18 protein-coding genes and 1 tRNA gene are annotated in these 17522 nt (G+C 61.4%); 11 read left to right on the forward strand and 8 right to left on the reverse strand.

Annotated features, from left to right (window positions below; all coding sequences use genetic code 11):
- The first annotated feature begins 79 nt into the window (after window positions 1-79).
- From RE432_RS00635 to RE432_RS00645, 3 genes are all read left to right on the forward strand, one after another.
- The gene (locus RE432_RS00635) at window positions 80-580 is read left to right on the forward strand and encodes an Lrp/AsnC family transcriptional regulator (RefSeq protein ID WP_310931286.1); all 501 of its coding nucleotides are present in this window, start codon (window positions 80-82) and stop codon (window positions 578-580) included.
- Between the two features lie 175 nt (window positions 581-755).
- Complete coding sequence (locus tag RE432_RS00640) at window positions 756-1019, forward strand: AbrB/MazE/SpoVT family DNA-binding domain-containing protein (RefSeq protein WP_310931287.1); 264 nt, start codon at window positions 756-758, stop codon at window positions 1017-1019.
- Window positions 1012-1467, forward strand: coding sequence for a type II toxin-antitoxin system VapC family toxin (locus RE432_RS00645; RefSeq protein WP_310931288.1), 456 nt, complete (start codon window positions 1012-1014; stop codon window positions 1465-1467). The genes RE432_RS00640 and RE432_RS00645 overlap by 8 nt, the downstream gene beginning before the upstream one ends.
- Before the next feature lie 4 nt (window positions 1468-1471).
- On the opposite strand, the gene RE432_RS00650 is transcribed toward RE432_RS00645, so the two are convergent.
- The 3 genes from RE432_RS00650 to RE432_RS00660 all read right to left on the reverse strand — a co-directional run bounded on the left by RE432_RS00650 (window position 1472) and on the right by RE432_RS00660 (window position 6855).
- Window positions 1472-2371, reverse strand: a complete 900-nt coding sequence (locus tag RE432_RS00650; RefSeq protein ID WP_310931289.1) for an SDR family NAD(P)-dependent oxidoreductase — start codon at window positions 2369-2371, stop codon at window positions 1472-1474.
- A 41-nt stretch (window positions 2372-2412) separates the two neighbouring features.
- The gene (locus RE432_RS00655) at window positions 2413-5754 is read right to left on the reverse strand and encodes an acetate--CoA ligase family protein (protein WP_310931290.1); all 3342 of its coding nucleotides are present in this window, start codon (window positions 5752-5754) and stop codon (window positions 2413-2415) included.
- Between the two features lie 147 nt (window positions 5755-5901).
- On the reverse strand, window positions 5902-6855 hold the full coding sequence (locus RE432_RS00660; protein ID WP_310931291.1) for a LysR family transcriptional regulator: 954 nt from the start codon (window positions 6853-6855) through the stop codon (window positions 5902-5904).
- 183 nt (window positions 6856-7038) lie between these two features.
- Between RE432_RS00660 and RE432_RS00665 the strand changes: the two genes are divergently transcribed.
- Window positions 7039-8019: a tripartite tricarboxylate transporter substrate binding protein gene (locus RE432_RS00665; RefSeq protein WP_310931292.1), complete on the forward strand. Its 981-nt coding sequence runs from the start codon at window positions 7039-7041 to the stop codon at window positions 8017-8019.
- A gap of 154 nt (window positions 8020-8173) precedes the next feature.
- A complete protein-coding gene (locus tag RE432_RS00670; protein WP_310931293.1) occupies window positions 8174-9007 on the forward strand; it encodes a DMT family transporter in 834 nt (277 codons plus the stop codon).
- 13 nt (window positions 9008-9020) lie between these two features.
- Here RE432_RS00670 and RE432_RS00675 read toward each other — a convergent pair whose 3' ends face one another.
- The 4 genes from RE432_RS00675 to RE432_RS00690 form a co-directional block, all read right to left on the reverse strand.
- On the reverse strand, window positions 9021-9764 hold the full coding sequence (locus RE432_RS00675; RefSeq protein WP_310931294.1) for an SDR family oxidoreductase: 744 nt from the start codon (window positions 9762-9764) through the stop codon (window positions 9021-9023).
- 120 nt (window positions 9765-9884) lie between these two features.
- Entirely contained in the window at window positions 9885-11111 is a 1227-nt protein-coding gene (locus tag RE432_RS00680) for a HipA domain-containing protein (RefSeq protein ID WP_310931295.1), read from the reverse strand.
- Window positions 11111-11524, reverse strand: a complete 414-nt coding sequence (locus RE432_RS00685) for a helix-turn-helix domain-containing protein (RefSeq protein ID WP_310931296.1) — start codon at window positions 11522-11524, stop codon at window positions 11111-11113. Before RE432_RS00685 ends, RE432_RS00680 begins: the two co-directional genes overlap by 1 nt.
- Before the next feature lie 508 nt (window positions 11525-12032).
- Window positions 12033-12106 (reverse strand) — tRNA-Gly (locus tag RE432_RS00690).
- 109 nt (window positions 12107-12215) lie between these two features.
- Between RE432_RS00690 and trmB the strand changes: the two genes are divergently transcribed.
- From trmB to thiS, 3 genes are all read left to right on the forward strand, one after another.
- Complete coding sequence (gene trmB / locus RE432_RS00695) at window positions 12216-12992, forward strand: tRNA (guanosine(46)-N7)-methyltransferase TrmB (protein ID WP_310931297.1); 777 nt, start codon at window positions 12216-12218, stop codon at window positions 12990-12992.
- A 68-nt stretch (window positions 12993-13060) separates the two neighbouring features.
- The gene (pip, locus tag RE432_RS00700) at window positions 13061-13993 is read left to right on the forward strand and encodes a prolyl aminopeptidase (protein WP_310931298.1); all 933 of its coding nucleotides are present in this window, start codon (window positions 13061-13063) and stop codon (window positions 13991-13993) included.
- Window positions 13994-14011: 18 nt separating this feature from the next.
- Window positions 14012-14212, forward strand: coding sequence for a sulfur carrier protein ThiS (gene thiS, locus RE432_RS00705; RefSeq protein WP_310931299.1), 201 nt, complete (start codon window positions 14012-14014; stop codon window positions 14210-14212).
- Window positions 14213-14263: 51 nt separating this feature from the next.
- Here thiS and ffh read toward each other — a convergent pair whose 3' ends face one another.
- The gene (gene ffh / locus RE432_RS00710; protein WP_310931300.1) at window positions 14264-15688 is read right to left on the reverse strand and encodes a signal recognition particle protein; all 1425 of its coding nucleotides are present in this window, start codon (window positions 15686-15688) and stop codon (window positions 14264-14266) included.
- Window positions 15689-15741: 53 nt separating this feature from the next.
- Here ffh and RE432_RS00715 point away from each other — a divergent pair, with 53 nt between their 5' ends.
- From RE432_RS00715 to ampD, 3 genes are read left to right on the forward strand one after another with little or no spacing between them, the layout of a single operon-like run.
- On the forward strand, window positions 15742-16575 hold the full coding sequence (locus RE432_RS00715; RefSeq protein WP_310931301.1) for a cytochrome c biogenesis protein CcsA: 834 nt from the start codon (window positions 15742-15744) through the stop codon (window positions 16573-16575).
- Window positions 16576-16585: 10 nt separating this feature from the next.
- Window positions 16586-16846, forward strand: a complete 261-nt coding sequence (locus RE432_RS00720) for a PP0621 family protein (RefSeq protein WP_310931302.1) — start codon at window positions 16586-16588, stop codon at window positions 16844-16846.
- The gene (ampD, locus tag RE432_RS00725; RefSeq protein ID WP_310931303.1) at window positions 16843-17451 is read left to right on the forward strand and encodes a 1,6-anhydro-N-acetylmuramyl-L-alanine amidase AmpD; all 609 of its coding nucleotides are present in this window, start codon (window positions 16843-16845) and stop codon (window positions 17449-17451) included. Before RE432_RS00720 ends, ampD begins: the two co-directional genes overlap by 4 nt.
- Window positions 17452-17522: the final 71 nt, after the last annotated feature.

Genomic DNA, 17522 nt, shown 5'->3' on the forward strand with positions numbered 1-17522 from the left:
TTCCTTGAGATTGATTAATGCCCGAATCATATTCGGTTATATTTATTGTATGAGACATAGTTTTCGGAGGTAAACCAAAATGACACAATCAGAAAAAGAAACAGATGCCGTTCGGCAAACTAGGCATAATCCGGCCGAACTCGACCCGATTGACCGAAAGATATTAGGCGCGCTCGCCAAGGACGCTTCGCACAGCTACGCCGAACTTAGCCAGATCGTGAACTTATCTGCCCCCGCCGTGCATGACCGCGTCAAGCGGCTTAAACGCGACGGCGTCATCAAGAGCACTGTGGCGATACTCGACGGCTGCAAGCTTGGCCGCACCTTGCTGACGTTTCTTGTGGTCGATACCAGCAGCTACAACGCCACGCGCCAGTTATTGACGTTCGCCAACCGACCCGAAGTCGAGGAACTTCATACCGTCGCCGGGGACGGCTGTGTGCTTGTCAAGGTCAGGGCAAACGACACCGAATCCCTGGAAAGCTTTCTGATGGAGATCCAGAGCCTTGAAGGCGTCCGGTCCGTGCGCAGCTACATCGCGCTTTCCACATTTCTGGAAAGAGGCCCGTCGCCAGATTGAGGACCAATCCTTGCTGAGCGCAAGACCTCCCCCCTCAAGCGGCAGGCTGACCGCTCCTGGCCGACAGCAGCAGTCCATGGTGGAGCGAATAATGCGATTCGGTAGGGTACTTACATCCGACGCCTGAGAAGGATAGAATTCCAACTAGGAATTCTTACTGAACGGGAGTTCAGCTATGCAAGTAACTGAAAAAGGGCAAGTCACTATCCCAAAACGTCTGCGTGACGCTGCGGGCATTCTGCCCGGCAGCCAGGTATCCTTCGCGCTAGAGGGTGGAAAGATCATCATCCAGAAAGTCAGTATGGGGACAGACGATCGGCGTAAAGCGCTGCGTGCGGCCGCCAAGCGCGTGCGCACGAGCCTGGATAAGCCATTCAGACAGATGGACAGCGAGGCAATCATGGCATTCCTGCGCCCAAGCGATGAAGACCATGCTTGATCTATCAAAGTACGATGGCTCGTCGGGCTTCCTGGTCGATACCAATATCTGGATCGACTGCATGGCCCCCGATAGCCGCTGGCACGAATGGTCGGTGGACCAGCTCCAGCTCTGCAGCGAGCAGGCGCTCCTGCACATCAATCTTGTGATCTACACCGAACTTCTGATCCCTGGGCCTAACATCAATGCCCTGGATGCAATGCTCGACGTCTACGATACGCAGCGCAGTGCCCTGCCGTGGGAATGCGCGGGGCTGGCAGCCCAGGCTTTCCTAAGCTATCGTCGTAGCGGCGGTACGCGCCTTGTTCCATTGCCCGATTTCTACATCGGCGCCCACGCAGCGGCGGCCAACTTGAGCGTGCTCAGCCGTGACGTGCGTCCCTATCGCAACGATTTCCCACGCTTGCGCTGCATCGGTCCTGACACGCAAATCAGTGGCTTGCCTTAGCCGCCTATGTCGCAGCGTTTGAGATCGGCGGCGTGCAGCCCAAGGCTTTAGCCACCTCGTGTTGCGGCTGCTCCCAGCCTGAAGCAGGTATAAGCTGGCCGTCTTGCGCCTGTACTTGTTCCAGCCGGCCGCATAGCGCTTCCGCGGGATTGTCGGCGTCGCCGATATGAATGCCGCGCGTCATCGTGATGTGGGCGCACTCGAAGCTGCCGCCGCCAGCCAGAAGGATCATGCGCGTAGGGGCGTCCTCGCTCACCAAGGCCAACAGGCCAGGACTGACGCGTTCGGGGGTCAACACCCCCGCCGCTTCCTCTGCCAGCAAGCCTTCGGTCATCGCCGTCATAGCGCTGGGCGCCAGGCAATTCACGCGTACGTTCCGCTTGGCGCCCTCCAGCGCCAGCGTCTGCATCAGGCCCACCAACGCCATCTTGGCCGCGCCGTAGTTCGACTGCCCAAAGCTTCCGTACAAGCCGGATGACGAGGTCGTCATGACAATGCGTCCATATTCCTGCGCCTGCATGTACGGCCAGACCGACTTGCTTGCGTTCACAGAGCCCATGACATGCACCTCCAGCACCAGCTGGAACTCCTCCAGCGGCATCTTCGCGAAGGTACGGTCGCGCAAGATGCCAGCATTGTTTACCAATATATCTATGCGGCCGAACGCCGACAGCGCCCCTGCCGCCATGACCTCCATGTCCTCATAGCGCGTGACGTCGCCCGCGCAAGCAATGGCCTTCCCGCCCGCAGCGCATATTTCATCGGCCACGGCTTGCGCCGACGCGCCCATGTCATTGACTACCACTTGCGCGCCATGGCGCGCGAGCTCCAGCGCATGAGCGCGTCCCAGGCCGCCCCCGGCACCGGTAATGATGGCCACCCTACCCTTCAACCGCTCAGACATGAATTCTCCTTTTTTTCGGCGCACGCACATGCTCTCCCGGTTCAATCCAGCCGCTGCAGCGGAGGATAGGAGAACGTGCCTTCAAGATGAACTTGAGATGGCTGGTAAAGCCGCATGGTCAGATAGAATCCCTCGCCCGCCGGCGCGGGCAACCAATTTTCGTCCGGACCTGGATCCTCTGCCTGGATGGAAATACGCAGGCCGCCATCCGCATCGTGCCGCAGGCCCCGCGTCCTGTCGCCGATGGAATGCCGGTCGATAGGATTGGCAACAAGCAGGCAATCGCTGCGGCGGTAAAGTGTGATGGACCAGAATGCCCCGACCTGCGGCCCGGCATCCGGCGGGAAGCGCAAGACGTAGCGCCGCGCGCCGCTAAGCGCCTCGCCTTCGGCGTCCACTTCGGCCATGATGTACATCGCCTCATCAATGCCCAGCGTGCCTATCCAGTTGCGCGCCACCCTTGCCCGCGTCAGGATATCGTCGCCGAAACTATTGCGAACGCTGACGGCCGTCGTCCAGCCGCCGCCCAGCTCGGACGGCTGCGCGACCTCGCGCAGTTCCGTGTAAACATCGGTCAATGCCTTCTGTAGTTCACCGATCTCGCGGGGCCATTCAGGCAGCGGCGCGGACGGTGGATTGCGCGTCAGCATGGTCGCCAGCACCCGCAGGTATTCCCCCGCGTCGGGCACCCCGGTATCGCGATCGCTCAGCAGGCAGTCGATGCGAGACAGCGCGGGCGTTCCATCGGGCCGTCGGATGGCATAACGATCCTGCAGCGCATGGACGCGTTCCAGGTCGGCTGGATCCGCATCCGCCAGTATCCTGCCGATGACCCAGACATCGTTGCTGGGAGCACTGATGCAATGCATTCCCTCCGGCACGTCGCCGGTCCAATCCGGCCCGTGCACAAACAGACGCTGCTCCTTGCCGCCCGTCGTCCGGCGTCCGGCATAAGCCCAGGGATTGGTCCATGCATCAAGAAAGCCCAGCACCCAATACCGCTCGCCCATCTCGGGCACCTCGATGACCAGCGGCCCCGCCGCAAGGTCCAGCCATGCATTGGTGAAGAGCGTGTCGTTGTTCGGCGTGACGACTTCCTTGTCGTCCGGGCCGCGCAGCCGCCGGGTGTGCGTAAACTGGTTTACCCAGCGCATTCGCGATGCGGGGCTATCGCCGGCAAAGCCTTGTACCGGATGCTTGCGGGCGGTATTCGAGGCCCGCATGCGCGCCATCTCGAAGAGCGGCAAGGTGGCGATCACCGCCTGCCGGGTGGATGACGGCGCGCCATGCGCGGCATTGGTCAAGAGCACCGCATCCAGGGCAAGCGCGCCCTGGCCCTTGGGAAGCACGACAAAAGGATTCAGCTCCACTGAATCCAGCAGGCTGCCGGCCGAGAGCGCAAAGCGGGACATCCCGACGATGGCATTGGCCAAGGCATCGACGTCGGCCAAGGGCGTCCCGCGAAAACAGCTGAACAGCGGAGCGATCTTCAGTTCTCCTATCATCTCCAGCGCCTGCTTGCGGTCCACCGGCGCAAGGCGAAAAGAGACATCGCCCATCAGTTCGACATTCACTCCGCCCGAGCCCAGCATCACGACGGGACCCAGCACGGGATCGCGGCGCGCGCCCAGTATGCACTCCACGCCGCCTCGGACCATGGGCGCCACCAGCACGCCGTCGATATGCGCGTCGGGCGCCGCGGCGCCGGCCGCGGCCATGATGCGGTCATAAGCGGCGCCCGCCGCGTCCACATCGCGGATATCAAGGACAACACCGCCGATATCGCTCTTGTGCGTAATCTCGGCCGAAAGCACCTTCATCGCCGCCGGAAACCCCAGTTTGCGCGCGCCAGAAATAGCCTCGTCCCGGCACGAGGCACGGTGGACAGACATGGCGGGGATGCCGAAGCCGCGCAAAGTATCAAGCGCATCGGCTTCGTTATACGGACCCGGCCGCAAGAAGCTGGCCGCCGGGGCAGCCTCCAAGGCCGTCGCCGGCCGCTGAACTTGCGCCCGGAAGAATCCCATGGCCGCCAGAACGCGGATGGCCCGGGCCGGATCGGAAAAGCACAGGCAACCCGATGCCTCCAGCGCCTTTTGCTGAGCCGTGTCGGCCAGTGCGCTGAACATCAGCAACCGCCCGGGAAAATCGCGCCGCAGATCCCGCGCCAGGCTTCTTTGGACTTCCTGCATGGCTGGTGTGCCGCCGAACGCCGCTAGAAAGATAAGCAGGCTGCCATGGCCGGCCTCGCCCAGCATCGCACGCGCGGCGGTCTCCAGCAGGGCGGGCTCGGCCGTCACTTGGCCGGTTAGATCAACAGGATTCTGGGTGGCGGCAAAGGGTACGCGGGCCTTGATGATGTCTTGCGCGGCCTCCGGCAGCTCCGCCACATCCAGTCCCGCCTCGGCCGCATCGTCCGCCATCATGACACCGACTCCGCCCGAAACGGTCAGCAAGCCCACCCGCGTATTGTCCGGCAAGCCGGAAACCGCCAGACAATGGGCGATGTCGAAAAATTCTTCTATTGTCCGCGCCCGCCAGGCGCCATGCTGGCGAAAAAGCGTTTCATAAATCGCATCGTCGCCCGCCAGGGCGGCGGTATGCGATGCGGCTGCCTTGGCGCCCAGTTCGGTCCGGCCCACCTTGACGATCACCACGGGCTTGCCCGCGGCATGCGCAAGATCCAGCGCTCGCCGGAGCTTGCCGCCATCCCGGCACCCCTCGAGATAGGCCATGATGACCTGGGTTGCCGCATCGCGCGCCATCCACGCAATGCAGTCGGCCACATCGATGTCCGATTCGTTGCCGGTCGTCACCCACATGGACAGTCCCATGCCGCGCTGCTGCGCCATGGCATAGGCATAGGCGCCGAATGCGCCGCTCTGGCTGACAATACCAACCTTGCCCGGCTTGGCCAGGCCGACCGAGACCACTGGAGAGAAGGTCGCATAGACCGACCGGGCGATATTCATGAAGCCCAGGCAGTTCGGTCCCATCACGCGGATACCGTTGGCGAGCGCCTTGTCCGTGAACTTGCGCTGCGCTTGGGCTCCCTCCTTCCCCATTTCCGCGAATCCCGCAGAGAACATGACGATGTTCCTGACCCCTGCTGCGATCGCATCGTCCAGGGCGGCTTGGGCGCTGGAGGCGGGAACGGCGAAGATGGCCAGATCGATCGGCCGGCCCACCGCTTGCAACGAGGCATAGGCGCGGCGGCCTTCGATCTCTTGCGCCCGCGAATTGATCGGGTAGATTTCTCCGGAATAGCCGTGCTCAACGAGGTATCGCACAGGCACCGCGCCAATTTTGCTGGAAACAGAGGAAGCGCCGACGATGGCGATGGAACGAGGCGACAGAAAAGAATCAAGGTCTGGCAAGATCATGGGCTACTTGGTAAAGGTTCAGAAAGATGCCATGGCAGAATGCTGCCGGCGTCCGCAAGCGCGGATCCGCCTAGGCCTGACCACCAAAGATACCCGGCCGCCTTTTATAAGACAAGACGAGAATTCCTATCTTTTTATAACCCTGTCTTATTTATTGAGGATTGCCGCCATGCGCTTTGCTCGAGCGGTTGGGGCGGCCAGTCCGTCGTCCCAGTTTTTTGCCGCCTCTAGGGTGAAATCCAGAAAGCTTTCCACCGCCGGCGAAAGGGATGCGCGGTCCCGGACGAAGATGGCGATACGCCAAGTGACCGTAGGCTGGCGCACAGGCAGAAAGACCAGCCCGAAACCCTCCACCAGCGATCGGGCCATCGAGGGGCAGATGACATAGCCAGGCCTCACCCTTAGCAAAGACAGGGCGGTATTGACGCGATGCACTGGAACGATATCCCTGGGATGATGCCGGGGCGGCACATTGCTAAGCACATTGAGCACCAAGTTGGGCATGTAGTTGATCAGCGGCCGATCGCGCAGATCCTTCCAACTGACCGTTGCGCCGGCCGCCAGCGGATCGTCCTGGCGAAGCGCGACCCAAAGCGGATCGATCCGTATCATGTGAGCCTGCACCGCATCGTCCGCCAGGACGCCCGCCGGACCGAAGCCGATATCCACCCTGCCGCTATGCAGGCCCGCCAGCACCTCTTCGATCGGCACATCTTCGAAACGGACATCGACGCCGGGATGGCGCTCGCCGTAACGGGCGATCAGTTCAGGCAGCAGCGTGCAGGACAAGGTTTCCGGCGCGGCGACACGTACCAGGCCACGGCGCAGCTCCTTCAGGTTCGTGACGCTTTCCAACGCTTCATCCAGGCCGGCCAGCACCCGGCGAACCATGGGTTCGAATTCGGCGCCGACCACGGACGCGCTCACGCTGCGCGTGTTTCGGTCCAGCAGGCGCACGCCCAGACGGCCTTCCAGCTCTTTGACCAGTCCGCTAAGCGCCGCCTGAGACAGATGCATGGTGTCCGCGGCCTCGGAGAAGCTTCCGCATTCCAGTACGGCAACGAATGCGCGCAATTGCCTAAGCGTTACCTCAAATGCCATGGAGCGTTCCTTGCGTAGGGTTGGGCAAAAGCTATTTATAAGCTTAGCCTTTAGATTCTCAAGAATTTGCAGCTTGTCCGAATAGAGACCGAAATCTATTATCGCATTTCGGAGTTATGCCGGCGCTTCCAGCGTATGCCGTGCCGGACTTCCCATTCTTATTCGAAAAATCAGGAGACAACCATGAAAATAAATCGACGGACGCTGTTAGGCGCTGCTGCGGCCAGCCTCTGCGCGGGCGCCGTGCCACGCGCCTTCGCACAGGACGATTGGCCCTCGCGTCCCGTGAAGATCGTCTCGCCATACGGAGCGGGAGGCCCCAACGATATATCGGCGCGGCTGCTTGGAGACTATCTGGCACGCCAGCTGGGACAGCCATTCATTGTCGAGAACAAAACGGGCGCGGGCACACGGGTAGGCAACAACTTCGTAGCCAAAGCCCCGGCCGACGGCTACACCCTTCTGTATGCGGCGGCGCCCTACTCGACCCTGGAAGCCCTCTATGGCGACCTGGGATATGACCCCCGGAAGGATCTGCAGCCGGTCGCCATGGCCGCCACCGTTCCGCTCTTTCTTGTCGTGAATGCGGAAACTCCGGTCAAGAGCGCACAGGAATTGGTCGCCTACGGCAAATCGCAGGAAAATGGCCTGACCTTCGGCTCTCCCGGCTATGGTTCGCTTCCCCATCTGGCGGTCGAACTGTTGCTGCGAGACGCGGGAGTGAAAGGCGTGACGGTCCATTATCGCGGCGACGTCGCCGCCTATACGGATCTGGTGGCGGGCCGTATTGACGCCACCTTGACGGCAATCACGGCGGCGCTTCCGCATATTCAAAGCGGAAGGCTGCGGGTCATCGGGGTCGCGTCCAAATCGCAAAGCGAGATCTATCCGCAGGCTCCTACATTGCAAAGCCAAGACCTTCCCAATGTGGTGGCAGCCGGCTGGTACGGATTCATGGCGCCGGGCGGCGTTCCCGCCCCCATCGTTGCCCGCCTGGACTCCGAAATCAACCGCGGGCTGAAAGAACCGGACATGAGGAAGACACTGCTGGCGCAAGGAATGGAACCGCAACCCGGCAGCGCCGCCGAATTCAGCCAGTTCATCTCCGCGGAAATGAGCAAATGGGGCGACGTGATCAAGAAGGCCGGAATCAAGGGCCAGTGACCGCAAGCGTGAGCGACTCCGGCGCGAATTAGAGTAGTCTTCAAAGTCGGATTGCCGCGCTCACTGAATGAGCGATAAAGCTGTTCACGGGAAAGTCCGACCCGAAGCGGTTACGGTACGCGGTTTGCTGCGCTCCGCCCAAGGAGGCAATCGCATGGGCGCAGTACTCGCTTTGGCCTCGGCCATACTCTACGGCATTGTTGATTTTGCGGGCGGTAAGCTCTCACGGCGCATAGACGGATTTACGCTCGCCCTGCCGGTACAGGCAGCCGGGCTTGTGGTCATGCTGACGCTCGCGTTCCTCCTGCAAGGCGGCCCGAATGGCCACTCGTTAGCATGGGGCGCGCTTTCGGGCGTGGGCAGCGGGATTGCCATTATGTTTCTTTACCGCGCGATGGGTGCGGGCCAGATCAGCCTCGTGGTGCCTCTTACCGCTGTGATCGGAGCAGCCTTGCCCGCAATGTTAGGGCTGCTCCTGGGCGAGCGGCCGGGAGCCCTTGCGCTTGTTGGCCTTACCGCCGTCTTGCCGGCCGTATGGCTCATCGCGCAGCAGAGACCGACGCTTCCCACACCGATGAAGGGCGGTCATGCAGCCGTGATCGCAGGCTGCGGCGTCGCCTTGCAGTACGCAGCTATTGCGCAGGCGGATCCCTCTGCGGGCCTGTGGCCTATGGCCGCCAACCGGCTGGCCTCTATCGTTGTCGTCTACGCGGGCATACGCGCTGCCGGTGTGCCTGCGTGGCCAGGACCGCACTATATATGGCCTGCCGCGTGGCTCGGGGCTTTGGCGTCACTTTCTCTGGCGCTCTATCTGTTCGCAACCCGCCTTTCCTTCATGTCCGTCGCGGTAACGCTTGCCTCACTCTATCCCGTGGTGCCCGTCATACTGGGCGTCACCGTGCTGCACGAACGCCTCAACCGACTGCAGTGGTTAGGCGTCGCGATAGCGGCAGGAGCCGTGATGCTGATTATGAGCGAAAGCCATTAGCAGTCGATGTTGGCTATGTGAGGTTTAAGCCACCATCCGACAGTAGAATCTCGCCCGCCAGGTAGTCTGAGGCGACCAGCATTGCAACAGCCTGCGCAATGTCTTCTGGGCTAGCCGCCCGACGCATGGGCGCCTGTTCTTTCCAAATTTGCTGTGCCTGCGTCCAGTCCGCTGTCATAGGCGTATCGACCAGGCCTGGTGCGACAGCGTTCACTCGGATATGCGGGGCAAGCGAAAGAGCAAGTAAACGGGTCACATGGTTTAACGCAGCCTTGGTCGCCGCGTAAGGAATGGACGCGCCCTTTGGTCGGATGCCAGCATGCGAACTAACATTAATGACGCAACCAGGCTTTCCCCGCGCAGCAGCATCACGGAGCGCAGATTCCGCATGCGCCACCAAACGAAATGGGGCAACGACATTTACTTCATGCAGTTCCTGCCACGCATCTGGCGTGGCAGCCAACATATCAGCATGCGGGATTACGCGACTGATGCCAGCGTTATTGACCAACACGTCGAGTCGCCCCCACATGGCAATTGCTTCGCGGACGAGCCTCTCCCGGTCCGCCTCATTGGCCAGGTCTGCTTGCACATAAGCGGCCGTGGTTAACTCTCTGACCAACGCATGTCCAGCATCGACTGAGCTGCGCGAATGCAAGATGATAGCGAATCCTTCGTTTGATAGCCGTCGAGCGATGGCGGCACCGATACCTGAAGTAGAACCGGTGACGAGAGCAACAGGACATGAGGGCTTCATAGACGTATCGATATCAAGAATATAGGGCTATTCATCATAGGCGTAGGACACAATTTGGCAGTTTAACTTGATGGCCGCTTCTGGCGGACAGCAGCATGGCGGCACATCGGCTCACCGTCCCTATGCAAATGCTGGCTCAAAATCCACTAGATCAGTACCCCGCATGCCTAATCCTTTGGCCACAAGGCGCCAGCTGTCCACTGCCTGAGCCACCTCAGCCCAGATCGACGTTGCTTCCTCCGCACCCAATCTGAAGTAAGGCGCCCCCGCCATCAACATGTCTCGGCTATCAATCGGTCCGGAATCCTCGGTCAACCATGTCTTGCTCTCGCGGCGATCGCCAGGCATCGGATTGAGGTCGAATGCTGGCGACAGACGCCATCCATGGTTGCGCGCGTCATACATAAACCCGGTATTACGCAAGTGATCGTCGGTATTGCAGATCAAAAAATTAAAGACCAGGCGGCGCCACAACTGATGGATGTCAGCAATCGGGTCCGCGCCTTCCTGCAACAGGACGTCCACCAGCTCCGTATAAGCATGCGTCGAGTCACGGCCATCAGACTGCAGCATCGTTGCGGCCGACACGTAGGGAATACGGCCGCCATCATCAGTGCGGTCGAACCGCCGAATGATGGCAACCGCCGTCTCATTGATCAACTCAACACGCGCCGCTGCCACATTGATGCTTGCCTTCGCGGCAAGATGCATGGCCAAGACTTCGCCTCTAATCACGTCGCGCTTGTCCGCCTGGCTAGGAAACTTGCCCAAGGCCAAACGACCGTCCGTATCTCGGACGGTTGACTTCGGCCGAGCGCCACCCAGTGAGGTGCCTTGCCCCAGCAGATACTGCAGATCCTGCGCGCTCTCCTTGCCGGCCTCCAATGCGCGGGCCGCTTGCATGACTTTATCAAGCTCCACCAACGGCGGCACATGCCGATGCGTTCCACCAGAGCGCAAATAGACTTTGGCTTGAGGATCAAAAAGACGCAGCGCGCCAACACGCGCCTCGTCATCTACCCACATCAAGAAGTCGACCGGCTCCAGCGCAGGCGTCTCGCGGTCTTGCTGCCGCAACCTCGCATGCACGCGCCGAATCACACGTTCACCCCACGAATCTGGTGCAGTGTCCTCCAGTGCGCAAAAAAATACCTGCTGAGGATGTTGAACACTCAAGACCGGCAGCAGGTCGGGCGATAGCGCAAAGAATCGTGAATCCCGCAACCAACGCTCGTCGTAACTGAACGCGCTGCGCTTACCGCTACCCAGATAAAGCCGCCCTACGACTTGACCGCTGGAACCCAGGTGCACTTCTAGATCTTGACGCTTGGATGACTTGATAGCCATCAAAAGCCCTCCAACTCATCGGCGTCATCAGCAGAGCTCTCTTTGGCCGCAGTGGGACGATCAACCCGCGCTTTGCTGCCGCGAGAAGTCCGCACCCGCTGCGGCAACTGCTCCCGCACCAGTTCCATCCCCAGCGTGTCATTCTCCGTGGCCAAAACCTTTACCATGTCCTCAAGACGGCCAAGCACGTGCAAGGCACGCAGGAAGGTGTGCAAGGCAGTGCCGGGATAGCCGTCTTCCATGCGCCTGACTGTACTCAGTGAGGTACCAATGCGCTGTGCCAGGTCTTCCTGGCTCAACCGGCGCACACGGCGTGCAGTCGAAATGTCCTGCCCAAGACGGTGCAACGCACGTTCCACAGGCCGTGGCATGGCAACTCGTAGGCTGGAATTTTTCTGCGTGGACGTCGGCATGTTCGCACCTGCTCAGATATGACTAAAAATCCCCTTTAGACGTTCATATTTAAACACATAGAGGTGACATGATCAATCAATCATCTCCAAATAAACATCCATATATGAATCATAAAGCTTTATTTTTATTCATATTTAACTTTATATGAATATCGTGCACGCTCAAGGTGTTCTCCAGGACCTGGACGCTCTCAGCGAATCAATTCAGCCGCAGCCAGGCGGTGACGATCCATGGGTGCTTCGACCGCTCTTTCATAGAGTTCTCGTCACCGCTCATATGCAGTTCAACGTTGGACGCTTTAGTAGTTCAGCGGGGCGAGAGACTTCTACGTCTGGGCCGGCCAAGGCGCTAGCGGTGGCGTTACTATCGTGGCTTGAGCCTTGGCTCAGTGCGGTTGGAATGGTGTAATTAACCGAGTTTGATGAATGCCCATATCCCCCGTTAATGGGGAAGAGCCAAACTTAGTTACTCAGTGGACGTCCATGGCTGTCCTTGGCCGTCCATGGATGGAGCGGGTGAAGGGAATCGAACCCTCGTATGCAGCTTGGGAAGCTGCCGTTCTACCATTGAACTACACCCGCGTTGCGCGAAGCATCGCATTATAGCGCTGCCGCCGGATTCTTGTCTTGAGGCGCCCGCTCTGGCACGCGCGCGGCGGAAAACCGGCCGGGCAACCGCTACAATTCACCCATGAACACGAATACAGAACCAAAATCAGGCGGGCAGCCCCCACAGGGCGCTGCCGCCAGCGCACCTCCAGGCGCCGAGCAGGCCCTGGTCACCACGTCCAGCGCGCCCTCGGGCACCAGCCACATCCGCAGCTTCGTGCATCGGCGCGCCCACATTACACCGGGCCAGAAAGAGGCGCTGGACCGCCTGCTGCCGCAGTGGTCCATTCCCTACCGCTGCGCCCCTCTGCCGCTGGACCAGGCCTTTGGCCGGCCGGCGCCCACGGTGCTGGAAATCGGCTTTGGCATGGGCGAGACCACGCTGAAGATTGCGCAGGCGCGGCCTGACGACAACTTCCTGGGCGTCGAGGTATTCAACGCCGGTGTCGGCGCGCTGCTCAAGCGCATCGAAGAAGCGGGGCAAACCAATATCCGCATCATCCAGCACGATGCGGTCGAAGTCGCCCGCGACATGATCGCACCGGATTCGCTGGCCGGCGTCCATATCTACTTCCCGGACCCCTGGCCCAAGAAGCGTCACCACAAGCGCCGGCTGGTCCAGCCGGCCTTCATCGCCTTGCTGGCCAGCCGCATCAAGCCGGGCGGTTATATTCACTGCGCCACCGATTGGGAAAACTATGCCGAGCAGATGCTGGACGTACTGGGCAAGGAACCGCTGCTGGCCAACACCGCCGACGGCTATGCGCCGCGCCCCGGCTTCCGCCCGCAAACCAAGTTTGAAACACGCGGTTTGCGCCTGGGCCACGGTGTCTGGGACCTGATCTTTACCCGCAAGTAACGCCCCATCCCGCCCGCGCTCGCCCGCCGGCGGGCCGGGCTACACCCGCACAGGACAAGGAAACGCACGTGTATCCGGACATACAGCCTTACGCCCATGGATTCTTGAACACCGACGACGGCCATCAGGTGTATTGGGAGCTTTGCGGCAATCCGCAAGGCAAGCCCGCCATTTTTCTGCACGGCGGGCCCGGCGGCGGCTGCTCCACCGCGCACCGCAGGCTGTTCAACCCCGAGCGCTACAAGGTACTGCTGTTCGACCAGCGCGGTTGCGGGCGATCCACGCCGCACGCCAGTTTGGACAACAACACCACCTGGCATCTGGTGGCCGATATCGAGCGCCTGCGCACCGAAGTGCTGCAAGCGGACCAGATGCTGGTTTTCGGTGGTTCGTGGGGGTCGACCCTTGCGCTGGCCTATGCGCAAAAACATACTGCGCAGGTCAGCGAATTGATTGTGCGCGGTATTTTCACCATACGGCAAAGCGAGCTGCTGTGGTTCTACCAGGAAGGCGCCTCGCAGCTGTTTCCCGATTACTGGGAAGACTATCTGGCCCCCATCCCCCAGGACGAGCGCCACGACCTGATGGCCGCCTATCATCGCCGGCTCACCGGCGCCGACCGTGCCGCGCAGCTGCAAGCCGCCCATGCCTGGACGCAATGGGAAAGCCGGACCATTTCGCTGCTGCCCAGCATCGCGCACCAGCAGGATCATGCGGCCGACGATGCCGCACTGGCCTTTGCCCGCATCGAGAACCATTACTTTGTGAATCGGGGCTTCATGGACGAAGGCCAGTTGCTGCGTGATGCCCATCTGCTGCACGGCATTCCGGGCGTCATCATTCAAGGGCGGTACGATGCCTGCACCCCGGCCCGCACGGCCTGGGAACTGCACCAAGCCTGGCCGCAGGCGGAATTCCATTTGGTCAACGATGCCGGCCATGCTTTTGATGAACCGGGCATCCTGGCCAAACTATTGGCCGCCACCGACCAATTCAGTTGATCTGGTAAGCTTTACACCATGAACATCATTCTTAACGGCAAACCCTTGCAGCTGGACAAGGTATCGACCATCGCTGAACTGATTGCCCATCTGGGCTACCAGGACAAGCGCATCGCCGTCGAACAGAACGGCGACATCGTCCCCAAGAGCACGCACGGCAGCGCCGCGCTGGCCGATGGCGACCAATTGGAAATCGTCGTGGCCGTGGGCGGGGGATAAGCCGGAACACAAGGCAGCCCATGCGGACTGCCTTGCGCCTGGCGGCGAACCCTAGCGAAATCCGCCGAAGCCGCCTCCGCCGCCCTTGCCCAGGCCTTTCAGCCCGCCCATGGCGCGCATCATTTTGGCCATGCCGCCCTTTTTCATCTGCTTCATCATGCCCTGCATCTGATCGTACTGCGACAGCAGGCGGTTGACCTCTTGCACGGGCACCCCCGCGCCGGCGGCGATGCGGCGCTTGCGCGATGCCTTGAGCAGCTCGGGCTTGGCCCGTTCGGCGGGCGTCATGGAGTTCAGTATGCCTTCGCTGCGCCGCAATTGCTTTTCGGCCTGCGCGCTTTGCATCTGGCCGGCCGCCTGCGCAAACTGCGCGGGCAGCTTTTCAAGCAGCGACCCCATATCGCCCATTTTCTTGACCTGCTGCAACTGATCGCGGAAATCGTTCAGGTCGAAGCGGTTGCCCGATTTGATCTTGGCCGCCAGTTTTTCCGCTTCGGCCACATCGATGTTCTTCTGGGCTTGCTCCACCAAAGACACGATATCGCCCATGCCCAGCACGCGCTGGGCCATGCGTTCGGGGTGGAAGGGCTCCAGGCCGTCCATTTTTTCAGACAGGCCAACGAACTTCAGCGGCTTGCCGGTCACATGGCGCACCGACAGCGCCGCGCCGCCGCGCGCGTCGCCATCCAGCTTGGTCAGCACCACCCCCGTCAGCGGCAGCGCCTGGGCGAATGCCTGCGCCACATTGACCGCGTCCTGGCCCTGCATGGCATCGACCACGAACAGGGTTTCGACGGGGTTCAGCAGATCGTGCAAAGCACGGATCTCGCGCATCATGGCCTCGTCGATACCCAAGCGGCCCGCCGTGTCGAGGATCAGCACATCGTAGTGATGGCGCTTGGCGTGGTCCAGCGCCAGGCGTGCAATGTCTTCCGGCTTCTGGGACGTGTTGGACGGCAGGAAATCGACCTTGACCTGGGCCGCCACGGTCTTGAGCTGCTCGATGGCGGCCGGACGATACACGTCGGCGCTGGCCACCAGCACTTTTTTCTTGCCCGACTTGCGGCCATTCTGGATGTGGCCGCCTTCAGACAGCCATTTGGCCAGCTTGCCGGTGGTGGTGGTTTTACCCGCCCCCTGCAAGCCCGCCATCAGGATCACCGCGGGCGGCTGGGCCGCCAGCGACAGTTCGCTGGCTTCGGCGCCCAGGTCGCCGCCCATGAGCGCGGTCAATTCCTTATGCACCACCCCCACCAGCGCCTGGCCGGGATTCAGGCTGCCGACCACGTCCTGCCCCAGGGCCCGCTCTTTTACCCGCGCAACGAAGTCGCGCACCACCGGCAGCGCCACGTCGGCCTCGAGCAGGGCCATGCGCACTTCGCGCAGCATGTCTTGCGTGTTGGCCTCGGTCAGCCGGGCTTCGCCGCGCATGGTTTTGACAACGCGTGAAAGCCGTTGAGTCAGATTGTCGAGCATATGGTGATTTCGCTTAAACTAGTGAGTATTGGATAACCAGAACTTAAGGGACTATGTCTGCAGGCATTGTATTTCACTTGCTGGCCGCGCTGGCGTACACGGTATTGGCCGTATCGCTTTGGCGGCCGCTCAGCAAGGGTCGCGACACCATCAGCACCGGTCATGTCAGGCAGGTCTGCCTGGCCAGCGCCATCGCCCTGCACGGCATCGCCCTGACGCAAGCCGTCCTGCCCGAACATACCCTGCGCCTGGGATGGGCGCTGGCCCTGTCGGCCGCCGTGTGCCTGGGCATGATTGTATTCTGGCTTGAAAGCCTGGTCATGCGCATCGACGGCCTATTGCTTATTCTACTGCCTGCCTCGGCGCTTTCCGCCTTGCTGGCCGCCCTGTTTCCCACCGGCCACCTGGTGGATCACGCCGGCAACGAATGGCTGCGCGTACACCTGCTGATCGCCCTGATCGCCTATGGCCTGATCACGGTGGCCGCCCTGCAGGCCATGCTGATGACGGCGCTCGACCGCCAGTTGCATCGCCCCGTCCAGGCCATACAGAACCGCAGTATGCTGGACCGCGCCTTGCACTCCATGCCGCCGCTGCTGGTGCAGGAAGTCCTGCTGTTCCGCCTGATCTGGATCGGTTTTTCCATCCTGACACTGACCGTCGTCACTGGCGTCGTCGTATCGCTCAGGCTGACCGGGCAGGTGCTTCCCATGGACCATAAAACGGTCTTCACACTGCTGTCCTGGCTGACCTTCGGCGGGCTGCTGGTGGGGCGTTACACCCGGGGCTGGCGCGGCCGCATTGCTTTGCGCTGGACGCTGGTAGGCTTTGCATTCATCTTGCTGGCCTATACCGGCAGCCGCTTCGTGCTCGACGTTATTCTGTAATGGGGTAGGTGTGGGAAAAATATTATTCTGGGCCATAGTCATCATCGGCGGCTTGCTGGCGGCGCGCATCCTGGCCCGCTACAGCGAACGCAACCGCCTTGCCGGCCAGGAACCCCGGCAAGTCAAACGCCCCCAGGACGCTGGCAAGACCGCCGAGTCCATGGTGCGCTGCACGCATTGCGGCATCCATCTGCCGCGCTCCGAAGCCGTGCTGAGCAACGGCCGCATCTGGTGCAGCCAGGAACACGCCAAACTGGGGGAGCGCCAGTGAAGACACGGGTGCTGGACCGCCATGGATGGCTCAAGCCTGCACCAGACGTCGCACGCGCGCCGTCGCCCAATCATGACGACCGCCCCAAGGGGCTTGACGCCACCCTGCTGGTCATGCACAACATCAGCCTGCCGCCCGGTCAGTTCGGCGGCACCGAAGTGGTCGACCTGTTCCTGAACCGCCTGGCCTACAGCACGCACCCCTGGCTGGAACGCCTGCGCGGTTTGCGGGTGTCGGCCCACTTCTTCATACGGCGCAACGGCTTGATTGTGCAGCTTGTGCCCACCACCCAGCGCGCCTGGCATGCGGGGGTATCGTCGTTCGACGGCTGCGAGCGCTGCAATGATTTTTCCATCGGCATCGAGTTGGAAGGCACGGACACCCTGCCTTATACCGACGAGCAGTACCGCGCCCTGCAAAGCCTGGTGCCCGCCCTGCGGGCGCGCCATCCGATCAAAGCGGTACGCGGCCACGAGCACATTGCCCCGGGCCGCAAGACCGACCCCGGCCCCGCTTTCGACTGGAAACGGTTCGGCCGCGAAAATGGCTGGTTCCGGCGGCAATTGCCGCCGGCGCAAGACAGCGCTCAAGGCCGAAGGACCTAAGGACTGGCCATCCTGGCAGCCAGGCTGCGGCCATCACGAGCCGGCACGATTCGATTCAGCCTGCCTGCCAA

It is taken from the genome of Pusillimonas sp. SM2304, from assembly GCF_031628915.1.
In the GTDB taxonomy this organism is placed as follows: domain Bacteria; phylum Pseudomonadota; class Gammaproteobacteria; order Burkholderiales; family Burkholderiaceae_B; genus Pusillimonas_C.

Coding starts and splice junctions, on each gene's coding strand:
- RE432_RS00635 (WP_310931286.1), top strand. CDS start 80: ATGACACAATCAGAAAAAGAAACAGATGCCGTTCGGCAAACTAGGCAT.
- RE432_RS00640 (WP_310931287.1), top strand. CDS start 756: ATGCAAGTAACTGAAAAAGGGCAAGTCACTATCCCAAAACGTCTGCGT.
- RE432_RS00645 (WP_310931288.1), top strand. CDS start 1,012: ATGCTTGATCTATCAAAGTACGATGGCTCGTCGGGCTTCCTGGTCGAT.
- RE432_RS00650 (WP_310931289.1), bottom strand. CDS start 2,371: ATGTCTGAGCGGTTGAAGGGTAGGGTGGCCATCATTACCGGTGCCGGG.
- RE432_RS00655 (WP_310931290.1), bottom strand. CDS start 5,754: ATGATCTTGCCAGACCTTGATTCTTTTCTGTCGCCTCGTTCCATCGCC.
- RE432_RS00660 (WP_310931291.1), bottom strand. CDS start 6,855: ATGGCATTTGAGGTAACGCTTAGGCAATTGCGCGCATTCGTTGCCGTA.
- RE432_RS00665 (WP_310931292.1), top strand. CDS start 7,039: ATGAAAATAAATCGACGGACGCTGTTAGGCGCTGCTGCGGCCAGCCTC.
- RE432_RS00670 (WP_310931293.1), top strand. CDS start 8,174: ATGGGCGCAGTACTCGCTTTGGCCTCGGCCATACTCTACGGCATTGTT.
- RE432_RS00675 (WP_310931294.1), bottom strand. CDS start 9,764: ATGAAGCCCTCATGTCCTGTTGCTCTCGTCACCGGTTCTACTTCAGGT.
- RE432_RS00680 (WP_310931295.1), bottom strand. CDS start 11,111: ATGGCTATCAAGTCATCCAAGCGTCAAGATCTAGAAGTGCACCTGGGT.
- RE432_RS00685 (WP_310931296.1), bottom strand. CDS start 11,524: ATGCCGACGTCCACGCAGAAAAATTCCAGCCTACGAGTTGCCATGCCA.
- trmB (WP_310931297.1), top strand. CDS start 12,216: ATGAACACGAATACAGAACCAAAATCAGGCGGGCAGCCCCCACAGGGC.
- thiS (WP_310931299.1), top strand. CDS start 14,012: ATGAACATCATTCTTAACGGCAAACCCTTGCAGCTGGACAAGGTATCG.
- ffh (WP_310931300.1), bottom strand. CDS start 15,688: ATGCTCGACAATCTGACTCAACGGCTTTCACGCGTTGTCAAAACCATG.
- RE432_RS00715 (WP_310931301.1), top strand. CDS start 15,742: ATGTCTGCAGGCATTGTATTTCACTTGCTGGCCGCGCTGGCGTACACG.